This is a genomic window from Paenibacillus sp. FSL F4-0125 (assembly GCF_038008565.1).
In the GTDB taxonomy this organism is placed as follows: domain Bacteria; phylum Bacillota; class Bacilli; order Paenibacillales; family Paenibacillaceae; genus Paenibacillus_AQ.
Genome location: NZ_JBBOZJ010000001.1, coordinates 1,318,193 through 1,339,214, shown reverse-complemented (window position 1 = coordinate 1,339,214; position 21,022 = coordinate 1,318,193). Strand labels below are relative to the sequence as shown.

Here is a 21,022-nt window from a genome sequence, read left to right as displayed (position 1 = left end):
AATCGAATGTCCTGTTCAGAACGGAGGCCAACCTTATGAAATATGTAATATGTGGCGGCACCGGTTTTATTGGCAGTGAACTAACAAAATACTGGCTGCAAGCAGGAAATGAAGTCGCCATCGTCGGTCGCAATCTACCTACAGCTGCGCCATATCATCCTAAACTGAGTTATCACACATGGGACAGCCTTAAAGCTGATCATGCCACCCTAGAGAATGCAGATGCCTTGGTTAATCTTGCTGGAGCTTCTCTTAGCCAGCGTTGGAGCCCAAGTGGCAAAAAAGCAATTATGCAATCTCGTCTTGCAACCGTTTCCGCTGCTGCTAAGCTACTCGACAGTTTGAAGCACAAACCGTCTGTAGTCATTCAGGCGTCCGCTGTAGCTATTTACGGAACTTCTTTACAAGATACCTTTAGTGAATCATCACCAGCCCATGTTATGGACTTCCCCTCTGAAGTGGTTCAAACCTGGGAAGAAGCTTCTGATGAAGCATACCAAGATATCCGTCTAATCAAGTTACGTACCGGTGTTGTACTTGGCAATGAAAGTGGTGCTTTCCCAAAAATGAAGCTACCCTACTTACTGGGCTTTGGCGGTAACATTGGCACAGGAATCCAGTGGGTCCCCTGGATTCACCTGACAGATATCGTTCGTCTGATCGATTTTTGTATTCAGAATCCCGCCATTTCCGGACCCGTTAATGCGACTGCTCCACATCCGGTTACAAACGAAGCGTTTGGGCGAACGATCGGAAAAGTGTATAAACGGCCACATTGGTTTCCACTACCTGCCTTCTTATTAAAAACAGCAGTTGGTGAATTGTCCGAGATCTTGCTCAAAGGGCAACGCGTCCTTCCAGCGGCGGCATTAGAACAGGGTTTTAGCTTTACATTCCCCACACTTCAAGCTGCTTTAGAAGATCTGAAAAGCCAAAAATAGCAGAATCATCATTCACTTGTAATCCTAAGCTTCATCCATGTGGAATGTGTAACTTCCTTTTACAATCTTAAATACGGTCCCCTCTGACAGCGGGTACTCTTTATAAGGGATCATGGCTTCACCTTGAAAGAGTGTTCCATTTCTGGAGTCGAGATCCTTTAGCACGTATCCGCCTGGGCTCCTAGATATTTCAGCATGTACTCTTGAAGCTCCTTCGGATCTCTCCACGTACTGAGCTACTTCTGCCGAGCGGCCGATAATAAAGCTAGTTCGGTTTAACACAATGGTCTCCGTCTCTGCCTCATCCTCATCATTTCTTTTGAGATAAGGAACATTTCGAGCTGGCTTGTGATTTCGTTTGCCCTGCTGAGGTGTCTCCTCTCGTGATAATAAAGCAGTTGGAGCTATTGGCTCTGGTGGTGTTACAAAACTATGTTCCTCTATCTTGGATTCAGCTCGTGCAGTTGTAACGCTTGATAGAGGATCGGATGTATACTGATCTATCTTTGGAATCTTTGCTGCGGGACGCGTAGTTGTCACAGGATTTCTACCGAAATTCCACTCCAATTCTCTTCGACTCGAACTCCAGTTTGTATCTTCAGGGTCCTCATTCGTATGATCCTTTTGTTCATTACTTCCAAACCTTATCCTTCCGCCCCATACCATCCAACTCAATACAGACAATGCGATCGTTGCAATCCCACAAACGGCTAGCCACAACGGCTTTGGACTATTTAGATATAGGAATTTCCATAATAAAGCATCTCCTAATAGGCACCCTAGAATTAAATAGGTTCTTGAGCTTGAGGTTTGTGAATTTATCAAATTATCATCCTCTAGAGATCGAAGCGACTTCTCCTCTTCTTTCAACCTAAGACTGGGACTGGAATAGCTACTCAACCAAGGAGTGGCGTTCTGTTGCGTATTCAGAATCTTTTCCTCATTCCGCTCACTTATTTTTTTCTGAGGAGCAGTTACCTCATTCACAAACAGTTCCCTTACTCTCTCTTGTATTCGTCTTTCTGGTTCTATCAGACTTGCTTCTGTCATCTTTGGAGGAATAGATGCCATTATTTCGTTATTGCTAATTTCTCTACTTCTAGAATCCCCCTCTGTCAAAAGCTCTGAGAGAAGACCCTTGAGGCCTGCTGGTGTAAATTCTTCTTCCCCACAGTATTGCAATACTCTTTGAACACCACTGCCAGTAAGCTCTGTAATAGAAGCCATTAGCACCAAGATCAGCGACTTGAGCGATTCTCCCAGCCTAGAAGTAGGCTCATTCCCCTGAATAGGAATATAGGTTAGGTATACCTTACCACTATGCAACGAGCCTTCAATAAAAATATAATCTCCATGCAAAGCATATTGTTCCGCCCGCAGCATATATAACCTGCCATCCTCCATCCCTTGTGCAATTTGCAGTAGTAAACCAAAAAATGAGGTCATGCTTAGCTTCTCACTTTTGAGCAAATGACTGAGCATTTTTTTACGCAAAACAGCGTATTCCATAGTAACCTTCAAATCGATTTCCCTAAGTAATAACCTTAAATGATGAGGAATGTCGGTGTTCATCAGCATACGAGCCTGAACCATATTAAGCTTACTCACCGGCATTCCTTCTGGTTCTCCAAGCATCATATATATACCGTCCTGCTGTATAAAGTCACGGGTTAATCCGTACAACAAGCATCACCACCTCTTATTTTAAAAATAAAGATAAGCGCATATGGTACCAGGGACTACAGCCAGCATGAAAGGAAATCTCAACAGCTCACTATCTTTATTTTTAAATAGGAATGAACTTTTCAATAATATAAATCCTGAAATTGTGTTAATGATCTTACGCGTACGCCTGCCTGTTTCCCGTCTCATTAAGACAATTATCCAGCCTATTAAAGCTCCAAATAATACGGAGTACACCACGACCTGCAATGTAAACAGCATTCCTGTCCAAGCGCCGATCCCGGCAAAAAGCTTAACATCCCCCGCGCCAACCGCCCCTATCAAATGCATGATCAGAAGTACTGAAAAACCTGCTACAGCACCCACACCAGCCTTCAGAAGTCCATCCCAGCCGTTCATCAGCACTTGAGCAAGCAGACCGGCAAGCAAACCTGACACTGTAATCCAGTTCGGTATTCTCATCGACTTAATATCTGTAATAAATGCAGCTGCCAGAAACGGAAAACACCCCCAGAACGCCCACTCCGCCATGGATTACACTCCTTTCCTTTCCTCTTCATTCATTTCACTACTGTGAACATAACCTCAATAGATCTTCCGTCATCAAGCTGTATTACAAATGGCCAAGTACCCGGAGTAGTATTCACACCAATTTTCCACTCCCACTCGATATATCCATCCGCGTCCGCTTGTTTCCAGCCTAAATACTTGGCAGTGCTTCCTCCGCTTTTATAAAAGACGGATAAGCTAGCGGAAGCATTTGGCGGAATTTTGGCACGAACTTTGCCTTGCTTATTTGCTACAGCTGGATTCGGTTTTTCCAAAATCACAATGAAATCCTCTGGTTTGCTAGTGCCGTCATCGCCCTTATTTATACCTTCACCTGTATCTCCGATCCAAAGACGTTCAACAGCACTTGCCTCTAGTACAATGCTTTGGTTTAAAAAGGGTACTTTCATTGGCAGCTCATAGCTAACCACCAATCCAAAGTAAGGTCGAGTACTCTTCTTTAATTCAGGCACGATAATGTTAGATACATGAATTCGATCATAGTCCAGTAAGTCTGATGACAGATACGGCTTCAATAAGGGTTTAATCGCCAGGTCCAGTACACTCTCAGAGGTCTCCGCCTGTAGCTTCTGCAGCGGTCCCTCACCCTTCTCTAAAGCCGACATGACCCACTCATTCAGCGGCTTGGGTAATGCCATTGCGTAATTGCTGCCCCAATCTGTAAGAGACAAGCGAGGTATTGTCCAATTCGATTCAGCTGGATTGTCAGCGGATAGATCCGTGCCCCCCTTCACTGCATCTGCGTCCGCTTCGCTTGTTGCTCCCCATTTCTGCACCGCCAAAGCCGCAGGGTACATGTGCGTTGAAATAGATTTCACAGTATCGGAGGCTGTACTTTGTAAGGCTGTCGAATACAAGGTCATCTGTACGATAGAAATTAGGAACAGAACAAACAGTAAGAAAAACGGAAGTACCATCGCCGCCTCTACTACCATGCTACCTTCTTCCTTAGTCCTCCCCCTAATCCGGTACTCGTCCCTCATATCCTTGCCAACCTCCTGCTAATATGAAAAATCAATCTTTACTTCCCTCATATATGTTCTTCCTTGAACTTCTCCTGAATACCCAGCGTTATAATCCAAAAGCTTCACTACACCTGGCAGAAACCATAACCGCATTTTGAGCTTAATATTCGAGGATACATAAGTGCTTCTTTCCTCTGGATTTATTCCTGTGTTGAGACGAATTAGAGCCAGCATCCGAGATAACTGAACATTCCCGCCTCCATGCATCATCATAAACAGACGCAAATGATCGCGATAAGTCAGCTGGGCTGGTAAGTATTTGGACAGAGGAATGGAATCTTTCTCACAAAGTAGTAACATATCTTGAATAGCTTGCTGGATTCCATACAACAGCGCCGCAGCGAGAACAGCCAATGGATTTCCTAAGCTTGCCTTCTCAATAAAACCTTCCATCGTTCGAATAGATAACCGCATAGCGAATATTTCAGCATAAGCCGCGGCTACATTGCCTGCAGGATTATAAAATCCATATAGAATGTATTCCAGCTCTTGTGCTTGAGGATTAAGCTGGTCTTTAAGCTTATCTGTATTCTCTACAGAACCTTGTGCCAATGTAGCTAACTTGGAAACGTCAAAATGCTGAAAATAGAGGGCAGAATACTCCGTTTGGAAAAGTTTATCTCTAGCTCCTGCCATAATGCCACCCATCGCTGCATAGATCCCGTCCATATCCTCCATCGCCGAACTCCCAGCAGCATAAATGTTTGAGCTAACTTCTGATTTAACCAGTGGATCCGATACTATTTCCTCATTAAAAGCAATATTCTCTTCATAATATTGGTGAAGTGTTTGATAGTCTTTCAGAGAATCTGTCACTCCGTTACCCATCATTCGAATCTTATCGAGCAACGCTTTCGCTTCACCCAGCTTCGATTTAGCTTCTCTCTCCAATTGTTTACGCTCTTTATCTGAGCTACGGTGCTGTTCAATTAAAGCCACATCATTAGCGATAACATTCCCCTTCTCGCCGTAATTCTGTAAATAGTTTTTCACCACACGTGTAGCTTCAAGAACAGAAGATATCATTTGGTAGGAGTCCCCGTTGTCACTCAAAGCTTTATACAGCACACCCGACATTCCTGCTACGATTGGTTCAATGGTCTCGAAAGCACTTTGCTGCGTGGATATATTATTCTCCATCTGACTTAGGTCAGTTGAGGTGAGAATCAGTGCATCTTCCTGTTCACGCAGCTTTTTAAGCGGGTCTGAGCTTATCTCTCCTGAGCTCGCCGGAATATCCCAATTATTAGCAGGATCATTTGATAGATCCCCACCCTCCATTCGCGACTGTTCCAATACATTTCTCATCTCGTCATTCAATTGCTGCGCCTTCTTTAACGCTTCTTTCGCTCCCTCCATTGATCTTTCATGATCTTCACGAAAAGCTGTTAATAAGGCAGGAAGCCGCGATAACATCTCAGTAGTTCGACTCTGGTAGAGTGATAATTGATAAGTGTACTTTGCAGGCTTTTTACTATCACGATAAAGATCATCGTAGTACTTCCCAAGGTAGTCGCTATACTGTGCTGAAATATCCGCGGCCGATTGCATACTTCCGAGCGAACTGGCTGAAATGGACTCTCCCGGCGGATTCATAATCCATTGAAGTAGCCTTCTTCCACTCTCCGCAGCCTGGCTTCTCTGCTCTAACATAAGATCCAAAGCCTCTTCTCGCTCGTCATATAACGGCTGCAGCTTACTGAGCAAAGTAGTAGCGCGTGAAGCCTCTTCCATTACTCCTGACATTGGTTTAAATTTACCTGCCAGCTCTAACGCGAAATCTATCGGGGCCTTATATTTCATTTCTTCCAGTATTTGTCGACGAGCAACTTCATAGCTACCCAATGGTCGGCTCCATTCCAAGGATGAGGATTCCAGCGCAAAGGGGATTAGATTGAAAGTATCACTCCGACCACTTTTATGCAGATTATCATTGAGTACTTTAGAGAGCAGAATATCCCCGTCACTCTCTCCGAATGCGAACAAACCATACTTCTCTCGCAGCTCAACATCGTAGGATGACATTACAGAGCGGACGCTAGCCCTCGCTAGACGTTCCTCTTGAACATTGAATGCAGCAATGCGCGCATAATCAATCAGCACTGCTGTAAATAAAAAGACGAAAGCCAGTACCATGATTAGGAAAATCGAGACCGAGCCTTCTGTTTTACCCTCGTGCTGCCCCTGCCTCTTTCTCTTTCGATTCTTTCCGCTAGCGAGGCAACAAGTAAAAATACTCCTCATCAAAACCTCCCTCCTTATCCCTGCTTTCAACGAATATTAGATCCACGGGCAAAGAAATATCACTTATCCTGAAGCTTGGTCATCATTGTAGATGCATCCTTCTTCTCCATATGGACTCCAGATCCACCACTCCCCTCTGATCCTCCCTTGAACTTTGCCCCGAAGTATCGCATCAAATCGACTGTACGAATAAACTCAACAGGTTCAGCGATGATAGATTGAGCTTTCACATTTGGTTTTGCCTCATCAGAAAGAATCTCATCAAGTACGGGTAGGTTCAGTAGTCGATTTAACTCAGCGCTTACTTTCCGTCCGGTAAGGCTGTATACATAGTTCATATTTCCCGGCATATTATTCGGAACCATAGTGGAGGAATGCCTGAGTTTAAGTACGGGCAGATCACTTTCATCTGACACTTCACCAGGTAACTCTATGGTTACACCGCCGCTTCCAGCTTCTCCGCCGAATAATGAAGATAGCAACGCGTCGTCACCAATCCTCCAATAGAGGGAGTCATATTCTCCAACAGCGTAGGATCCTGAAACCTCTTTATGACTGTTACCCCAATTGTAAGCCGCACGCTCTGTGGCTCCTGAGGCCACTTGTATCAGCATGGATTTCTGGTAGCTATACAAGCAGAAGAACAATAGAAGCATCATAATACACATGACCAATGGCAGCAAAAGTGAGGCTTCAATAGTAAAGCTACCTTGATCTTCTTTAAACTTGCTCACTCGAATACGTCCTGGCTCTTTTCACCCGCAGTGCTAATCAGATCTTTAACTACTTTTACAATCTCCTCACGAAATACCAAAACAACCGCAATCAACACAGCAATGATCAGAATCATCTCCAGCGTCCCCAGACCTTCCTCGTTCTTCCAAAAGCTCTTTGCACTACTCACCATTGTTGTCATCATTCGTTTCATCCTCCTACATTTTTAACATCATGAATGCTGGTGTTCCCACCAGTACAATTACTATTAAAAAGATAACTACCATCGGAAAGACTAGCTTAGAGGAAGCCTGCTCCCCTCGCGTTCGACTGATAGCTTTCCGTTTATCCCACAGCATTCGCGATAGGTCGCGCAGCGATAACACAAAATCCGCTCCACCCCTGCGGTAATTCAGAAGAACCGTCGTCGTGAACAAGGATACCTCCTGCACTGCGCATCTCTTACTAAAATTCTCGAATGCCTGCTGAAAAGAATACCCTCCTTCCCATTCACTGGTCATAATCCTAAGCTCCTTATACAGTGGATGATTAACATCACCTCGGTGGCTCTCTACACAGCGGATAATCGCCCGCTGCACAGTCTCACCTGCTCCTACCAGCAATACAATACTGTTCAGAAGCTCTGGTAGCTCGAGCATAATATTTTGCTCCCGCACCCTCACCTTTTTATGTAAATCACTGACCATAGCAGCCGGTAGAGCTACCGCCAAGAAAAAACCTAGAATCAAACCCGTCTGATCGCCGCTAAACCCTGTGATCAAGCTTCCACCCACAAGCAACAACCAACTGTAGCTAAGCATCTCACCCATGAACAGCAAGGTCCGTTCTGCACTGTAACGCATCCCATAACTTCGCTGCAGGGAACGTTGAATCCTGAACATCAACGATGGAAAACGGCTGGAGGTGCCACTCTTCTCAATGAGCAGCAGCAGCGGTTCACCCAGCTTCCGAAGTCGTAAACCGTCCATTGGAAGCCCCCTTAACCCGGCATATCTTTTTCCGCATTTAATTCGTAACAGAGCCCAGACAACAAGTAAAAATATAGTGACTACTGCACATAGCCATCGCATGATTTCATCCCCTTCACAGCGGAATGTCCATTATTTTAGTAGTCCAGAGATAACATAAGAACAACGCAATAAGCGCTAGTGTCGATATGGCTATACCCGCTCCCGTATACATAGGCTTCATATAGTCTCCTGCAGTTAAACTCATAAAGATCACCATGATCAGTGGGGATATCAGCAGTGCTTTAGCCTCGAACTTCTTCTGTGCAATGCTTACAGCAATATCCTGCTGAATATCTAGCTTCTCTCCGATGATCGTAGATGTACGGCGTACTACTTCTACAAGATCACCACCAGTACGTTTACATACAGAGAACACGTCAGCAAATCGCTCGATATCTTCCATTCCAGCTCTTTCACTGAAATCCCGTAGTGCTTCTTCCACTGGCTGACCGTATTCCATGCGCGTACAGATAATATTTAGCTCCGAGATCATATCGCCGCCTCCCTCCGGGTCGAGCATACGTAGATCCTGCACCGCTTCCCGGAAAGCATTCTCGACCGAGCGCCCTGCTGAGAGCGAGGAAGACAATGAAAATAACGTCTGTTTAAACTGTAAATTAAGCATACTCCGGCGTCTTTTCAGCAAATAATTACGCAGTATACGAGGTGCATACACCCCACCTGGCATAAGTAGTAAAGACAGTATCCAATGATGATAAAAAAGATATCCCACTCCAAACAGCAGCAAACTGCCTACTGCGATTGCCAGAATTTTCTGTATCAAAGTCAACTCGTAAACCGTATAATCCGGCAATAATGAATGGCCTCCGGAATCAGCTTCCCTAGGCTTTTCAGAAGCAAACTTAATCTTAAGCACAACCTCTTCCCCCTTTTAGAATTCAGAATCCATGCTGTGATAACGGGTAGGAGGTTACACCAGCCATTCTAAGCTTTGCTGTATGCATAAGCGGGTTTCCACTAGAAACTAGCCCCCCTTGTACCCGTCCCTCTCGCTCACCGGACTCTTGAAATTCATATAGAGGGTTCAAGACCACTTCTCCATCTTTTATGCCCCCAACCTCACTAATCTCCATCACTCGCCTAGTGCGATCACGGAGCCTGGACAAATGCACGAAAATATCAATCGCCGATGAGATCTGCTGACGTACAACCGTTACCGGCAGATCCGCAGCACTTAGCACCATCGTCTCCAGTCGACTGACCATATCGTGCGCGCTGTTACTATGTCCTGAGGACAAGCTTCCATCGTGTCCAGTGTTCATCGCCTGCAGCATATCGAGACATTCCGCCCCCCGCACCTCACCCACAACAATTCGATTAGGCCTCATCCGCAACGAAGATCTGATCAAATCCCGAATGGAGATCTCTCCTCTACCTTCTGTATTCGCGTTCCTAGTCTCCAAGGATACAAGATTAGGTACAGTTACAATCTGTAGCTCAGCGGAATCCTCTATCGTAATGACCCTCTCCTGTGAAGGGATAAACTGAGATAACGCGTTTAGAAAAGTGGTCTTCCCTGAGCCCGTTCCCCCACTGATAAAAATATTGTATTTAGCAGCTACTAAGATTTGCAGAAGCTCTGCTGCTTCCTGGCTTAAGGCTTCACGCCCCACCAATTCATTCATCGTCATCGGCATCTCTGGGAATTTACGAATAGTCATCGCCGGTCCTTTCAGCGAGACTGGCGGAAGTACAATGTTCACACGGGATCCATCCTTAAGCCGAGCATCAACGATAGGAGAGGAGTCATTAACGACCCTGTTAACACCGGAGACTACCGTTTGGATAATGTCCTCCAGCCTGCTACTGGACTCAAATTCCAAAGGAAGACGACGAATCTGACCCTCCTCTTCTATAAAAATCTCAGTATGACTGTTGATCATAATCTCCGTGATCGCCGGGTTATCGACTAATGGCTGAAGCACATCCAATCCTCGGAAAGAATCAAACAATCTCTTCACTAACTCATGCTTCTCATGCGCCGTTAAATAACGTAGACTTTCACTTTCTAGAATCGTTCGTTCGATATAACCGGTGAGTTCACGGTTTCCTACTGCAGAAGTTACATCAAGTCCTGCACGAATCTCACTACGCAGCGCCCTGAACATCTCCTCATTCATGCAAGTTCTTCCCGGTAAAAACTAATGGGAGTGCTGGCTCTACAATCCGCTTACACAACTGCAAGATTTCCCGCTGAAATAGCGGTGAGTTCAAAAAGAGCTCCTCACGGTGTTGCATCGTCCATGATTGGATAAAGGGGCATACCCCTTCAATGCTAATTCCTTCAGGAGGCACCCACTCTTCCATACGATCTCCCGCAAAATTTACTACAAATCTACTCTTGTCCATCACATGGGGTGACATACCAGAGTTAGGGGTGTTGCAATGCGATAACCACCTCATAGTCTTATACATGCTTACATCATCATTTTTCAGGACCCACAGTAGGATCCTGCTTCTTTGTAACACAGCTTTTGCTCGTTCTTCCTCTATGCTGCCGGTATCCACAATAACAACATCAAAGTTTCTCTCAGCAACTAGACGCTCTAACAAATCCAATGTATCTTCCATAGTCATCTGAAGCATTTCCTTCACATTAATAACTGGCCTAAAAGCAGCCGTTCGGAGGTGATCATATCTAATGAAGTATTGTCCTAGTTCGATCGTATCCGCTTCACCCTTGTCTCGGCTGGCCTTTATTTCATAAAGCAATCGCTCTAGCCCAGGCGTATGACCTGCAGGAATTCGAAGAAACAACCCACTGCTGTCTACACTTTCAAGGTTTAGATAAAACACGGAAAGACCCATCTCACCAAGCTGCTTAGCCATATTCAAAGCTATTGTGGTTTTGCCCATGTTACCGCTAGAAGAGACGACCCCAAGTAACAGCGTTTCATCTAGCACGGAAGATCCTCTACCTCTTTGGACTTCACATAACTGAAGGAAAGCCCCCAAAAGGGAAGGCAATGCCTGATATTTGGCAATCATCACCCCTCCTGCTAGACTTTTAGCACTCTTACCAAGATAACCTCCATCCTCACTCAGGACCGCCCATGGAACCACGTTTTTTCCCTCTATCAGCCAAGCCTCGATGAAAGAAGAGTCCCCCACAACAGCATCCGGTATGTCCTCTCCCCTCATAAAATCGATAAAAGCATCCTTTCGGCTAAAAGCCGTAATACGCAGCATTTCTCCGTACTCGCTGTGATGAAGATAATGTAATAGAGGTTCGATATATTGACTTTCACGCACTGCGAGCACAATCCTTGCCGCCATGAAACCACGCTCCTTTCGATAAAAGGAAATCCATTATTTCCTCAAAAAAGACAGCAAAAAAAGCACCGACAATAACCGTGGATACGGTAATTGAACGGTGCTTCCGTCGCTATTCCTTTAATTTACAGCTATAGTAGCATATATATATGAAGGCAGCAATAAGTTTTTTCGCACACTAGCTGGATACTATACTCTCATCTTATCTTCGCGCCAGTTCTTAATCGCAGAGCGAATATCGGCAGGGTTGAGCTTCTCCTTCACCGCCCGCTGACACAGTGCTGGAAACTCATCATCACCCGCATAACGTAGCGCTATAATTTGGGCTAATTCAAGCTCTGGGCTCAAAGCTTCGCCTGTCAGACGGAAATAGCGGAACTGCTCTTCCACTCTCACCACGCGGTCCTGATTTTTTGTCGCATATATACGAATTCTCGTAATCGCAAATAGTAGGCATAAGGACAAGCCAAATAACAGCAATGGCACCGTTAAAACCCCATCATCACGTATCTCTTGAACAGTATAAATTGCCGACCACACAAACAAAATTAGCGCAAGCGGCATCGTCACAAAATGAAAAGGCCAATCAAAACGCATAAATCCTTTAGGCTTCCCTTTATTCATAATTCATCTCCATATTCTATATGACTTGTAGAGTGCTTAAAGCTTGGTCTCGCCGGGGATAGCAACGACAAAGGGCTTGTTATTCTCCCAGTTCAGCGACTTCCCTGAAACTTTAGTCGTTCCATCCACATTAACGATTCCGCAAATAATCTGACTTCCCCATACACTCGTATAATAATAGGCATAGGATGGTGCTAAAACAGGGGCTTTACCATATTCCTTTGCAATAGGATGTCCAAATATCACGGTAAAATCTTGTTTATCAGCCTCTTTCGAATCGTCCAAATCTGCTTCCCATACGACTGTTCTAATGTTGTCTTTAATCTCATAATACGATACAAAATGCCCATAGACTATGAAATATCCATCAGACCTGCCTTCTGGAAAATAATACGACATAGACAACACTTCATTATCACCCGTTAATTGAGACGGCTCTCTTTCTTCAAACGGAAATTGTAAGGCAGCAATGCGGGAAACAACCAAATCGTTACTATTATAATTCTGCACAAGCTTTGCATTTGCACGTTCCTGAACCCGGACAGTATTCGTACTAGCGTCCAGAGTTACTCTAGCCCCAAGAGCTTCTGCAATAAACCTTAGCGGTACTGTAACTCTTCCATCCATGATTCTAGCAGGTGCATCCAGTTGTACAGATTCCGAGCTCTTCCATGCTGTTCGAGAACCTACTGTAAGCTTAATCTTCATAGAGTCTCTGATGATCGTTACTTGCTTTGTACGGGCTTCCCACTGAATAGAAGTATTCTTGAAGCTCTCAAAAGCCTTCAGCGGAACCATCGTCTGTCCAGAAACGATATGCACACCGTAATTCACGCTCGAATTATTCACCATTACCTTGAGCTTAGCCTCTGCGGATACCGTTCCCATCGTACCTAAAGAAACTAACATAACTATTAATAGATAAAGCCCTGCCTTTCGCAGCATCCCTTCACCCCTCGCTAAACGTCTTTAACCATACCAAATTATGGTTACATTATAACATCTAGCCAAATCTCGGATTACAAAAATCTTTGTTTGATCTCCGGTGTTGGGAGCAGACACTGCTCATCGCGCCCGAACCAACGGTAACGATTCCTTGCAACATAGCGGTAAAGGATATTCCGTATTGGGCGCGGCAATATAATGAAGAAATACGCAGCAGGCCAAGGCCATCTCAATCTACGCGCAATCCGCAGTACAGCAGCCGACTCTGTATAACACACACCGTTCTCCAGCAATACAACAGTGTTCAACTGCCCAGGTTGAAGTCCAGCCTCACTCATTAGCTTAGCAGCAATTTCACTTTGTAAAGGCGCAAATAGAAATTTAGCCTTGGGATCACGCGGGATGATGAAACGAATCAAACCTTGGCAAAGATGACACACCCCATCGATCAGCACAATGGATTTATTTTGCATAATGTTCAGCTCCTCGTTCATTGCTCCCCCTCCCTGATAAAGATAAGTGTATCGCATATTTTGGGTAAACAAAAACGCGGGATAGAAATCCCGCGCCAACATGTACCGTTCTTTAATTATTCAGCAATTGCCTTTTCAATCCATTGATCGCCGATCATTTGTCCTTCGAAATCAGCAGTGAATGCCTCCATGCATTTACAGATGAAATCTTTGCGGCAAATTGGACATGGAGTTTTAAGCAGGCGGCTGATGTTCGTCATTTTCCATTCCGGAAACCGATTATAAAACGCACGGCACTCCGTTCCATCAGCAAGCTTGATAATGAACTCGTACAATCCTTCCTTATCGTTGCTGCTGGCTTTGGTCACATTCGTAATATTCGGTCTGTAAGACATCTTCATCACCCATTATTTAAATTTTTGGTTGTAAATTGCACACGCAACATATTCTCAGATACTTAGACATATTAAAGAATTTTAAGGGTGATGTCAACCAAAGACGCCTAACACGAAGGCTATTTATTACTCTTTTATGATCAACGCCTTTATTCAGTCATTATTTCCATAAAATATATACAGATACATTTAATTTATGATCATTAATTTTGCTGTGATTTGATAAACCGAATGGGCGTTAATAGTTCATAGAATTTTCTTATTTGGCTCCCCATTATAAATGGTGTACAATTAAATTGCGATAAATCAAAATTAGGGATTACAAAGGAGGTGGCATCCATGAGTATTTATGATTTTGAGGTCAACACTCTTCGGGGTGCAGAAGAATCATTGTCCAAGTACAAAGGCAAAGTGCTCCTTGTTGTGAATACAGCTAGCAAATGTGGATTTACGCCTCAGTATAAAGGGCTTCAGGAAGTGTACGAGAAATTTAAGGATCGCGGATTCGAAGTGTTAGGTTTCCCAAGCAATCAGTTTGCCGGCCAAGAGCCTGGTGAAAGTGATGAAATTGCAGAATACTGCGAGATTAATTATGGAGTAACCTTCCCCATGTTCGAGAAGATTGATGTAAAAGGCGACGAAGCACATCCCTTATTCAAATACTTATCTAAGGAAGCACCTGGTGTTCTAGGCTCAAAAAGCGTGAAATGGAACTTCACGAAATTCCTGGTGGATCAAGAAGGCCGTGTCCTTAAGCGTTTTGCTCCTAAAACTACTCCTCAGCAGATCGAATCTTATATCTCCAAGCTTTTGAAATAATCCGTTTAAGAAAAAATTCCGAAAAAGGATACCGGCCACATCACTCAGTCCACTAGCTGATATGCGGTCAGTATCCTTTTTTGTCTTTAAACATGATATCGTGATAAATCCCCCTCCTAACCCCTTTGGAATAATTTATAATATTGATGAAGAAAATTACTGGGAGGGTCAAGCAATGGTTAAACTGCGTGATTTGCCAGAACTACAGGTTATCGGTTGGACAAATGTTAATGCCTCTGGAGAGCCTTATCCGAATCTTTGGGAATTTGTTTTTGGTGAGCTAGATATTGATGCGAAATTTGACTCCATCCCCTCAAAAGTTCAAGACAGCGGTTGTTATCTGGGTCTATTTCAGAATCGTACATCTGTCCCCCGATTGTGGGAACAAGCTGCTTGGGATCATGAGTTCTTCCTTGCGGTCGAAGTAAAGCAGCTAGACTTCATTCCAGCAGGGCTTGTGCAGAAGACCTTCCCTGCATCAGCCTATGCCATATTTACAGCAAACGGGGTGCCTCACTCGGCTTTTCAGAACACTTGGAATCACATACATAATGAATGGCTGCCGCATTCCGAATATATATTCAATCCGGATGGTGTCTTTTTCATTCAATATACAGAAAATTCCGGACCAGATGATGAACGATTCGAAGCCCATTTATTCGTCCCTATTAAGAAAAAGTAGGTCTTTCCCTAATGCTTGATTAAGCACAAAAAAAAGAAGCCTTGCGTCGCAAGGCTTCTTTCGTCAATCTGTATGCGGTAGAGAGGACTCGAACCTCCACGGGTATACACCCACTACCCCCTCAAGATAGCGTGTCTGCCATTCCACCACTACCGCGCGGTGTGTTAAACATAGAACTTTGTTTGAGGTCAACATTCATTATTATAAATGTACTTCTCCAAAATGTAAAGGCGTTGATTCAAGAATTTTCATCTACCAATTTCTGCTTGCGATACTCAGCAAAAGCTATGTATTCTTTAATGAATTCCTTTTCTTCTGGAAGCAATTCATCCACTCGACCTTCACTTGTCTTCACTTCTTCGAAATCATAGGTCGCACTGCTCTCTTTCAATATCTCAGGTGTGTTTCTGCCTAAGATAAGCCAATCCAGACTCACATGAAAAAAAGCACCGATCTCAATCAATTTATGTGTTCCCGGAGTAGACTTCCCCCGCTTCCAATCGCCCATATTACCTGTGCTTATATTTAACTGCTCGCAGAATGATTTCTTGGTGAGACCTTTTTGCTTAATTAAGTACTCTATACGTTCGTATATGGTCTGCATCCGTAAACCGCCCTTCACAAAAAAATAAAAAAAAGACTTATTTAAGTAATTACCTATTGCAAAATAACGCAAAAAAGTATACAATTGGTGTTACTATGTATTATCCGATTATATCATATGGCTAGAGTGACGATAAGAGGCGACTCAGGTGACAAGTGTCTGATGTAATGCCGTCTGACCCCCTTTATTAGCTTATCATCCTGAAGGATCTCTAGGAGGGAGCGGTGACTTTTGTTAAAGTGCTTATCATCTTCCATTATCCATTCACTTGAATATCTACCGCACAATGCAGTGGTCATCAACAGCCAAGGAGTTATCCAGTTCACCAACAGGAAGTGGAAGGCATTTAGTCATGAATATGGCCTCTCCCCTCACAAACAATGGATTGGAGCTTATTATTCAGAGCTTCTGCAAGATGTGATCTTCGATTCCGATCAATGGGCCAAGCTTTATGATTCGGTGAAAATTATACTCCGCAGAGAACATCAGATTTATACCTCTGAGTTCATCATACAAACCGCCTATAAAGGGACGCGAATCTTTCGTTTGGAAATCTATCCGCTGCTCTCAGATTATTACCTAGAAGCTGCTTTTATAATTTCTCTATATGATTTGGGTGTATTTATAAAAGGAACTAAGATGTCGGGGATCACAAGCCTCTGTTCGACATGTCAGCCAACACAAGAGTTAATCCCTATCTGCGCTTCCTGCAAATCTATTCGAAATTCTAAGGATGAATGGATCACTATTGAACATTTTTTAAAGCAACAGCTTGCTCTACAATTCACCCATGATATCTGCCCAGACTGTGTCAGACAGCTTTATCCCCAATATGCCAGAGCCTTTAAGAACTAATCAGTTTATCTAATCTTATAAAAAAAAGTAAGAAAACCTCTGCGAAGCAAAGGATTTCTTACTTTTATTTGTATGCGGTAGAGAGGACTCGAACCTCCACGGGTATACACCCACTACCCCCTCAAGATAGCGTGTCTGCCATTCCACCACTACCGCATAATATGACCCGTATGGGATTCGAACCCATGTTACCTCCGTGAAAGGGAGGTGTCTTAACCCCTTGACCAACGGGCCTTAGCAAGATTGTCTTAACGTGACAACAAAAATTATGATACCAGAAATATAAAGACATGGCAAGCACTTTTTTTCATCCATTTTTCAGGCCATAGCATTCTTAGATACTTCAATCATCTCTATATCCCAATCAGCTCTAATTCTGACCTTGACCCACTCATGTTGTTCCCTTGAATCGCTGTGTATTTCATAGACATAAAGAAGCTTTCTTCTGGAGCCATGGTCCTCATGAGGGACAGGTTCAATAGAAAGATTTGCGCCACAAGATATTACAGTCTTGGATAGCTTTCTCCTAATAGAAGGATAGTGCTTACCATTCAGTACACGATGTATATGTAGAGCAAGCCCACCGAAGATCAGTCCTGCCAAGCCGTTATTATAAGACATATCCCCTTGATGTGTAAACGAAAGTATAGCGGTCTGCGTAAGAACGAGGGATATCAAGGAGGCTGCTAGATTGGATAGCTTAATTGCCGAAACTGCCGGCGCTTTTCCTTTTCTCATTGTAACAATCGATCCATGCACCGCCATACTAATTTCCACAAAAGTCATAATCGCGATCGAAAGTGCGACATGCATCGAATAACTCGCGGAACTGCCATCAGAAATAACCGCACGCAATAAATGATAAAAACAATGCTAGACGTAGTCAAGATGACTCCAACCCTGAAGTAGCTCTTATATTCTTCTCTGCCGTACCCATACGGATGTGTTTCGTCAGGCGGCCGCTTCCCCTTAAGATGTCCTTTAACCGCCGTTGCCTTCGCTAAGGCTAACCCTTCATTGTAAAAAGCATACATACATAAGAAGATTGAGGCAGTATAGAGCCCTACAATCATTTTTCCAACGGCCATAACAATGTTCATATAAAACGATATTTTTGCATACTTGATTGAACGTTCTATTTTTCTTTGATCCATATTCCTCACTCCCACTAACTAACAAAAAAAGAGCCCATAATATCCATTTCTTCAGACATTCTGATCACCCCCATAGCAGCAATTGCTTACGTTCCTTCAGTGCACCTACAACTGCAGCATCAGGACTTTTACTGCCAAGTGTTATAGGACTTTCACCATAGAAGCCATGAAAATCTGAACCTCCGGTCATGATCAGATTATATTTAAGTGCCAATTCCCGTGCCCGAAGCTCATCTTCTTCTCTATGCAATGGATGCCATACCTCAATGCCTTGTAAACCAACCTCCACAAGTTCATCTACAGCCTCAAAGCTCTGGTATTACCCCGGATGTGCAAGCACAGGAACACCACCAGCCAGAATAATGGTCCGAACTGCCTCTTTCGCATCGACATATTCTATTGGAATATAAGCAATGCCAGGTCGCTCTCGCTGCCCTCGTGAGAAAGCCTTTTTTTATATAAGTCGCCATAGATCCGATCCGTATAGCCTTGATCAATTAGCGCATGCATAATATGCTGCTTATATACTCCCGTTCCGCCTTCGGCGTAGCTCAGGACATCCTCCCAGCGAATGTTATAACCAGCTTCGATTAACCGCTTAGTTGCCAAGCAACAGCCTTCATGACGCCGTAGAAGTAGAGGACTACATAAAGCATTAATGGCTTCATGATCCTGTTCGATAAAATAGATGGACGAGATGTGCAGAGAGCGTGGCATCGAATTTATCCCTGGCATTGAGATATCAGGCTATGATACCCAGCAGCAAGCTCCAGCAGCTCTGTAAAATGAAGTGAACCATCCGACATTCTCGTATGACAGTGCAGCTCAATTTTCATAGCTTCCTCCTTCAATTTACTTCTTGAGCCCATTCTAACTTGATGCCAAGTAGCAAGGGTCATGGCAATGTAAGCGGAACGTTAAGAATTGTAATAATTTAGATATAAAAAAAGAGCAAACCCAGTGTGATAATCTGGGTTTGCTCTTTTGTTTTCCTCTGAACTTATGGATTAACCTTCGCTTCGAAGGTTTGTACTCCATCTACAAATTTTAGCACCACCGCTGCTTTTACCGGGTCATGCGTTTCATTCATTGTGATCTTACCCGTGGCCAGTTGTAAATCCTTCGTCCCAGCGAGTGCCTCCTTCAGCTTCTCAGGGTCCGTGGAGTCCGCACGTTTAATAGCATCCGCTACTAGCTTCACAGCATCATATCCAAGCGCAGCCATCCCATCTGGAACGAGATCACCATTTGCAGCCTTGAAGGCATCTACGAACGATTTCACTTCAGGCGAGCTATCTTCAGGTGAATAGTGATTGGACATATACGTATTATTGAGCGCCTCAGCGCCGGCAATCTCAGCCAGTTGTGGTGAATCCCAGCCATCCCCGCCCATAAACGGAACAGTGATGCCCATCTCACGAGCTTGTTTTACGATTTTGCCGACCTCTTCATAATAGCCCGGGAGATAAATCACATCGGGATTAGCTTCTTTAATACGTGTTAACACGGCTTTAAAATCAGAATCTTTTTGTTGATAGGATTCTTCGCTTAAGATAGAGCCGCCATTTTTAGTAAAAGTAGCTTTAAAAAAGGTTTGCAGCCCTTTGGAATAATCACTAGAAGCATCTGTATAAATAACTGCTGTTTTCGCTTTAAGTGTATCCTTGGCGAAGTTCGCCATTACTTCTCCTTGAAAAGGATCAATAAAAGAGGCGCGGAATACCCATTCATTCAAGTCACCAGTACGTTCATCAACAGTTACTTTGGGGTTGGTAGCTGAGGAGCTAACCAAAGGAATACCTTTTTCTTGAGCAACGGGAACAATCCCTAGTGTATTCGTAGATGTAGTTGCACCGATAATAGCTACAACTTTATTGGTAGTAATTAGCTTTTGCGCTGCGCGTGTCGCCTCTTCCGACTTAGATGCATTATCCGCTTCAATCAATTCAAGTTTTTTGCCGAGCACTCCACCAGCATCATTAATTTCTTTTACCGCCAGCTTTGCCCCTTTAAGTGCAGAATCACCGAAGGAAGCCTGGCCGCCTGTAAGCTCTAGGTCTGCTCCAATCTTGATGGTCCCTCCACCAGCATTCTCACCCTCAGCGGTAGTGTCGTCGGTCTTGTTCCCACAGCCTGCCAGCAATCCACCAGCCAATAACACAGTCATCAATATGGCCCCGATTTTCTTCATCCTCTTCCAGCCTCCCAAAATAAATGATTTATAGGTTCTTTCTGTGATGCTGTTGTGAACTAGCCGATGAATTAATGTCCCAGATAAGCCATTCTGATCTCTTCCGAGTCTGCCAATTCCTTGGCATCTCCCTCAAGCACCACTCTGCCTGTTTCGAGCACATAAGCTCGATGAGCAATCTTAAGTGCCTGATGCGCATTTTGTTCTACAAGAAGCACTGTCGTTCCAGAGGCATTCACTTCTTGGATGATCCGAAAAATATCCTGAACGAGCAATGGAGCCAGCCCCATGGAAGGTTCGTCTAGCAGCAATAGCTTGGGATGCCCCATCATTGCACGCCCCATAGCGAGCATCTGCTGCTCCCCGCCAGACAAGGTGCCGGCAAGCTGTTTTTTCCTCTCTAAAAGACGCGGGAAGGTGGAGTAGACCTTGGCAAAGTCAGCAGCTAAGCTGCCCGAATCTTGTAAAAAAGCGCCTAACTCCAGATTTTCTTCCACCGACATATTAGCAAATACACGCCTGCCTTCCGGACAATGAATAAGCCCCTGTTTTACGATGGACTGCACACTCTGGTTCGCAATCGATTTTCCAAGGAAATCTATAGTACCTGTCTTCGGTTTCAGCAATCCTGAGAGGGTCTTGAGCAATGTAGACTTTCCTGCTCCATTAGCTCCAATTAAAGTTACAATCTCGCCTTCTTTTACATGCATACTTAAATCCTTCAAGGCATGAATGGCCCCATAATACACATTAATTTCTTGTATACTAAGCATGGTCC

At 44.1% G+C, this 21,022-nt stretch carries 25 protein-coding genes and 3 tRNA genes; 4 read left to right on the top strand and 24 right to left on the bottom strand.

Annotation, left to right across the window (positions count from 1 at the left end; genetic code table 11):
* The first annotated feature begins 35 nt into the window (after window positions 1–35).
* Window positions 36–941: a TIGR01777 family oxidoreductase gene (locus NST74_RS05940; protein WP_341110936.1), complete on the top strand. Its 906-nt coding sequence runs from the start codon at window positions 36–38 to the stop codon at window positions 939–941.
* Window positions 942–965: 24 nt separating this feature from the next.
* Here NST74_RS05940 and NST74_RS05935 read toward each other — a convergent pair whose 3' ends face one another.
* The 14 genes from NST74_RS05935 to NST74_RS05870 all read right to left on the bottom strand — a co-directional run bounded on the left by NST74_RS05935 (window position 966) and on the right by NST74_RS05870 (window position 13,939).
* A complete protein-coding gene (locus tag NST74_RS05935; protein WP_341110935.1) occupies window positions 966–2,624 on the bottom strand; it encodes a DUF6382 domain-containing protein in 1,659 nt (552 codons plus the stop codon).
* 21 nt (window positions 2,625–2,645) lie between these two features.
* Window positions 2,646–3,155: an A24 family peptidase gene (locus NST74_RS05930; protein WP_042124900.1), complete on the bottom strand. Its 510-nt coding sequence runs from the start codon at window positions 3,153–3,155 to the stop codon at window positions 2,646–2,648.
* A gap of 29 nt (window positions 3,156–3,184) precedes the next feature.
* Entirely contained in the window at window positions 3,185–4,177 is a 993-nt protein-coding gene (locus tag NST74_RS05925) for a TadE/TadG family type IV pilus assembly protein (protein ID WP_341110934.1), read from the bottom strand.
* Between the two features lie 18 nt (window positions 4,178–4,195).
* Window positions 4,196–6,463: a hypothetical protein gene (locus tag NST74_RS05920; RefSeq protein WP_341110932.1), complete on the bottom strand. Its 2,268-nt coding sequence runs from the start codon at window positions 6,461–6,463 to the stop codon at window positions 4,196–4,198.
* A gap of 59 nt (window positions 6,464–6,522) precedes the next feature.
* Window positions 6,523–7,197 carry a TadE family protein gene (locus NST74_RS05915; RefSeq protein ID WP_341110931.1) on the bottom strand — a complete coding sequence of 225 codons (675 nt, stop codon included), beginning with the start codon at window positions 7,195–7,197 and terminating at the stop codon, window positions 6,523–6,525.
* Window positions 7,194–7,382, bottom strand: coding sequence for a Flp1 family type IVb pilin (locus NST74_RS05910; protein ID WP_341110930.1), 189 nt, complete (start codon window positions 7,380–7,382; stop codon window positions 7,194–7,196). Before NST74_RS05910 ends, NST74_RS05915 begins: the two co-directional genes overlap by 4 nt.
* 13 nt (window positions 7,383–7,395) lie before the next feature.
* A complete protein-coding gene (locus tag NST74_RS05905; protein ID WP_445668174.1) occupies window positions 7,396–8,271 on the bottom strand; it encodes a type II secretion system F family protein in 876 nt (291 codons plus the stop codon).
* Between the two features lie 10 nt (window positions 8,272–8,281).
* Window positions 8,282–9,085, bottom strand: a complete 804-nt coding sequence (locus NST74_RS05900) for a type II secretion system F family protein (protein WP_445668129.1) — start codon at window positions 9,083–9,085, stop codon at window positions 8,282–8,284.
* Between the two features lie 22 nt (window positions 9,086–9,107).
* Window positions 9,108–10,349 (bottom strand): CpaF family protein, encoded by a 1,242-nt coding sequence (locus tag NST74_RS05895; protein ID WP_341110928.1) that lies wholly within the window; start codon window positions 10,347–10,349, stop codon window positions 9,108–9,110.
* A complete protein-coding gene (locus NST74_RS05890) occupies window positions 10,342–11,505 on the bottom strand; it encodes a hypothetical protein (RefSeq protein WP_341110927.1) in 1,164 nt (387 codons plus the stop codon). The genes NST74_RS05895 and NST74_RS05890 overlap by 8 nt, the downstream gene beginning before the upstream one ends.
* Window positions 11,506–11,691: 186 nt before the next feature.
* Entirely contained in the window at window positions 11,692–12,126 is a 435-nt protein-coding gene (locus NST74_RS05885; protein WP_341110926.1) for a DUF6526 family protein, read from the bottom strand.
* Between the two features lie 36 nt (window positions 12,127–12,162).
* A complete protein-coding gene (locus NST74_RS05880; RefSeq protein ID WP_341110925.1) occupies window positions 12,163–13,071 on the bottom strand; it encodes a copper amine oxidase N-terminal domain-containing protein in 909 nt (302 codons plus the stop codon).
* A gap of 74 nt (window positions 13,072–13,145) precedes the next feature.
* Window positions 13,146–13,565, bottom strand: coding sequence for a thiol-disulfide oxidoreductase DCC family protein (locus NST74_RS05875; protein WP_341110924.1), 420 nt, complete (start codon window positions 13,563–13,565; stop codon window positions 13,146–13,148).
* Window positions 13,566–13,660: 95 nt separating this feature from the next.
* Window positions 13,661–13,939 (bottom strand): hypothetical protein, encoded by a 279-nt coding sequence (locus NST74_RS05870; RefSeq protein ID WP_042124803.1) that lies wholly within the window; start codon window positions 13,937–13,939, stop codon window positions 13,661–13,663.
* A gap of 339 nt (window positions 13,940–14,278) precedes the next feature.
* Between NST74_RS05870 and NST74_RS05865 the strand changes: the two genes are divergently transcribed.
* Both NST74_RS05865 and NST74_RS05860 read left to right on the top strand, forming a co-directional pair.
* A complete protein-coding gene (locus NST74_RS05865) occupies window positions 14,279–14,758 on the top strand; it encodes a glutathione peroxidase (protein ID WP_042124801.1) in 480 nt (159 codons plus the stop codon).
* Between the two features lie 175 nt (window positions 14,759–14,933).
* Complete coding sequence (locus tag NST74_RS05860) at window positions 14,934–15,440, top strand: GyrI-like domain-containing protein (protein WP_341110923.1); 507 nt, start codon at window positions 14,934–14,936, stop codon at window positions 15,438–15,440.
* A gap of 73 nt (window positions 15,441–15,513) precedes the next feature.
* Here NST74_RS05860 and NST74_RS05855 read toward each other — a convergent pair.
* Window positions 15,514–15,596: transfer RNA gene (locus NST74_RS05855), tRNA-Leu, on the bottom strand.
* An 82-nt stretch (window positions 15,597–15,678) separates the two neighbouring features.
* Window positions 15,679–16,044: a helix-turn-helix domain-containing protein gene (locus NST74_RS05850; protein ID WP_341110921.1), complete on the bottom strand. Its 366-nt coding sequence runs from the start codon at window positions 16,042–16,044 to the stop codon at window positions 15,679–15,681.
* 231 nt (window positions 16,045–16,275) lie between these two features.
* Here NST74_RS05850 and NST74_RS05845 point away from each other — a divergent pair, with 231 nt between their 5' ends.
* On the top strand, window positions 16,276–16,899 hold the full coding sequence (locus NST74_RS05845) for a hypothetical protein (protein WP_341110919.1): 624 nt from the start codon (window positions 16,276–16,278) through the stop codon (window positions 16,897–16,899).
* A gap of 73 nt (window positions 16,900–16,972) precedes the next feature.
* Here NST74_RS05845 and NST74_RS05840 read toward each other — a convergent pair.
* The 8 genes from NST74_RS05840 to NST74_RS05805 all read right to left on the bottom strand — a co-directional run bounded on the left by NST74_RS05840 (window position 16,973) and on the right by NST74_RS05805 (window position 21,017).
* A tRNA-Leu gene (locus tag NST74_RS05840) sits at window positions 16,973–17,055 on the bottom strand.
* 6 nt (window positions 17,056–17,061) lie between these two features.
* Window positions 17,062–17,133: transfer RNA gene (locus NST74_RS05835), tRNA-Glu, on the bottom strand.
* Between the two features lie 84 nt (window positions 17,134–17,217).
* On the bottom strand, window positions 17,218–17,712 hold the full coding sequence (locus NST74_RS05830) for a hypothetical protein (RefSeq protein WP_341110918.1): 495 nt from the start codon (window positions 17,710–17,712) through the stop codon (window positions 17,218–17,220).
* Entirely contained in the window at window positions 17,682–18,053 is a 372-nt protein-coding gene (locus NST74_RS05825) for a cation transporter (protein ID WP_341110917.1), read from the bottom strand. The genes NST74_RS05830 and NST74_RS05825 overlap by 31 nt, the downstream gene beginning before the upstream one ends.
* A gap of 64 nt (window positions 18,054–18,117) precedes the next feature.
* The gene (locus NST74_RS05820; protein WP_341110915.1) at window positions 18,118–18,303 is read right to left on the bottom strand and encodes a hypothetical protein; all 186 of its coding nucleotides are present in this window, start codon (window positions 18,301–18,303) and stop codon (window positions 18,118–18,120) included.
* 146 nt (window positions 18,304–18,449) lie between these two features.
* On the bottom strand, window positions 18,450–18,770 hold the full coding sequence (locus tag NST74_RS05815; RefSeq protein WP_341110914.1) for a hypothetical protein: 321 nt from the start codon (window positions 18,768–18,770) through the stop codon (window positions 18,450–18,452).
* A 283-nt stretch (window positions 18,771–19,053) separates the two neighbouring features.
* A complete protein-coding gene (locus tag NST74_RS05810) occupies window positions 19,054–20,244 on the bottom strand; it encodes an ABC transporter substrate-binding protein (protein ID WP_339289539.1) in 1,191 nt (396 codons plus the stop codon).
* A 71-nt stretch (window positions 20,245–20,315) separates the two neighbouring features.
* Window positions 20,316–21,017 carry an ABC transporter ATP-binding protein gene (locus tag NST74_RS05805; protein WP_076121920.1) on the bottom strand — a complete coding sequence of 234 codons (702 nt, stop codon included), beginning with the start codon at window positions 21,015–21,017 and terminating at the stop codon, window positions 20,316–20,318.
* Window positions 21,018–21,022 lie beyond the last annotated feature (5 nt).

Coding starts and splice junctions, on each gene's coding strand:
- NST74_RS05815 (WP_341110914.1), bottom strand. CDS start 18,770: ATGCCACGCTCTCTGCACATCTCGTCCATCTATTTTATCGAACAGGAT.
- NST74_RS05865 (WP_042124801.1), top strand. CDS start 14,279: ATGAGTATTTATGATTTTGAGGTCAACACTCTTCGGGGTGCAGAAGAA.
- NST74_RS05860 (WP_341110923.1), top strand. CDS start 14,934: ATGGTTAAACTGCGTGATTTGCCAGAACTACAGGTTATCGGTTGGACA.
- NST74_RS05890 (WP_341110927.1), bottom strand. CDS start 11,505: ATGGCGGCAAGGATTGTGCTCGCAGTGCGTGAAAGTCAATATATCGAA.
- NST74_RS05870 (WP_042124803.1), bottom strand. CDS start 13,939: ATGTCTTACAGACCGAATATTACGAATGTGACCAAAGCCAGCAGCAAC.
- NST74_RS05850 (WP_341110921.1), bottom strand. CDS start 16,044: ATGCAGACCATATACGAACGTATAGAGTACTTAATTAAGCAAAAAGGT.
- NST74_RS05930 (WP_042124900.1), bottom strand. CDS start 3,155: ATGGCGGAGTGGGCGTTCTGGGGGTGTTTTCCGTTTCTGGCAGCTGCA.
- NST74_RS05825 (WP_341110917.1), bottom strand. CDS start 18,053: ATGGATCAAAGAAAAATAGAACGTTCAATCAAGTATGCAAAAATATCG.
- NST74_RS05875 (WP_341110924.1), bottom strand. CDS start 13,565: ATGAACGAGGAGCTGAACATTATGCAAAATAAATCCATTGTGCTGATC.
- NST74_RS05925 (WP_341110934.1), bottom strand. CDS start 4,177: ATGAGGGACGAGTACCGGATTAGGGGGAGGACTAAGGAAGAAGGTAGC.
- NST74_RS05910 (WP_341110930.1), bottom strand. CDS start 7,382: ATGATGACAACAATGGTGAGTAGTGCAAAGAGCTTTTGGAAGAACGAG.
- NST74_RS05920 (WP_341110932.1), bottom strand. CDS start 6,463: ATGAGGAGTATTTTTACTTGTTGCCTCGCTAGCGGAAAGAATCGAAAG.
- NST74_RS05895 (WP_341110928.1), bottom strand. CDS start 10,349: ATGAATGAGGAGATGTTCAGGGCGCTGCGTAGTGAGATTCGTGCAGGA.
- NST74_RS05880 (WP_341110925.1), bottom strand. CDS start 13,071: ATGCTGCGAAAGGCAGGGCTTTATCTATTAATAGTTATGTTAGTTTCT.
- NST74_RS05805 (WP_076121920.1), bottom strand. CDS start 21,017: ATGCTTAGTATACAAGAAATTAATGTGTATTATGGGGCCATTCATGCC.
- NST74_RS05885 (WP_341110926.1), bottom strand. CDS start 12,126: ATGAATAAAGGGAAGCCTAAAGGATTTATGCGTTTTGATTGGCCTTTT.
- NST74_RS05940 (WP_341110936.1), top strand. CDS start 36: ATGAAATATGTAATATGTGGCGGCACCGGTTTTATTGGCAGTGAACTA.
- NST74_RS05830 (WP_341110918.1), bottom strand. CDS start 17,712: ATGCATGTCGCACTTTCGATCGCGATTATGACTTTTGTGGAAATTAGT.
- NST74_RS05810 (WP_339289539.1), bottom strand. CDS start 20,244: ATGAAGAAAATCGGGGCCATATTGATGACTGTGTTATTGGCTGGTGGA.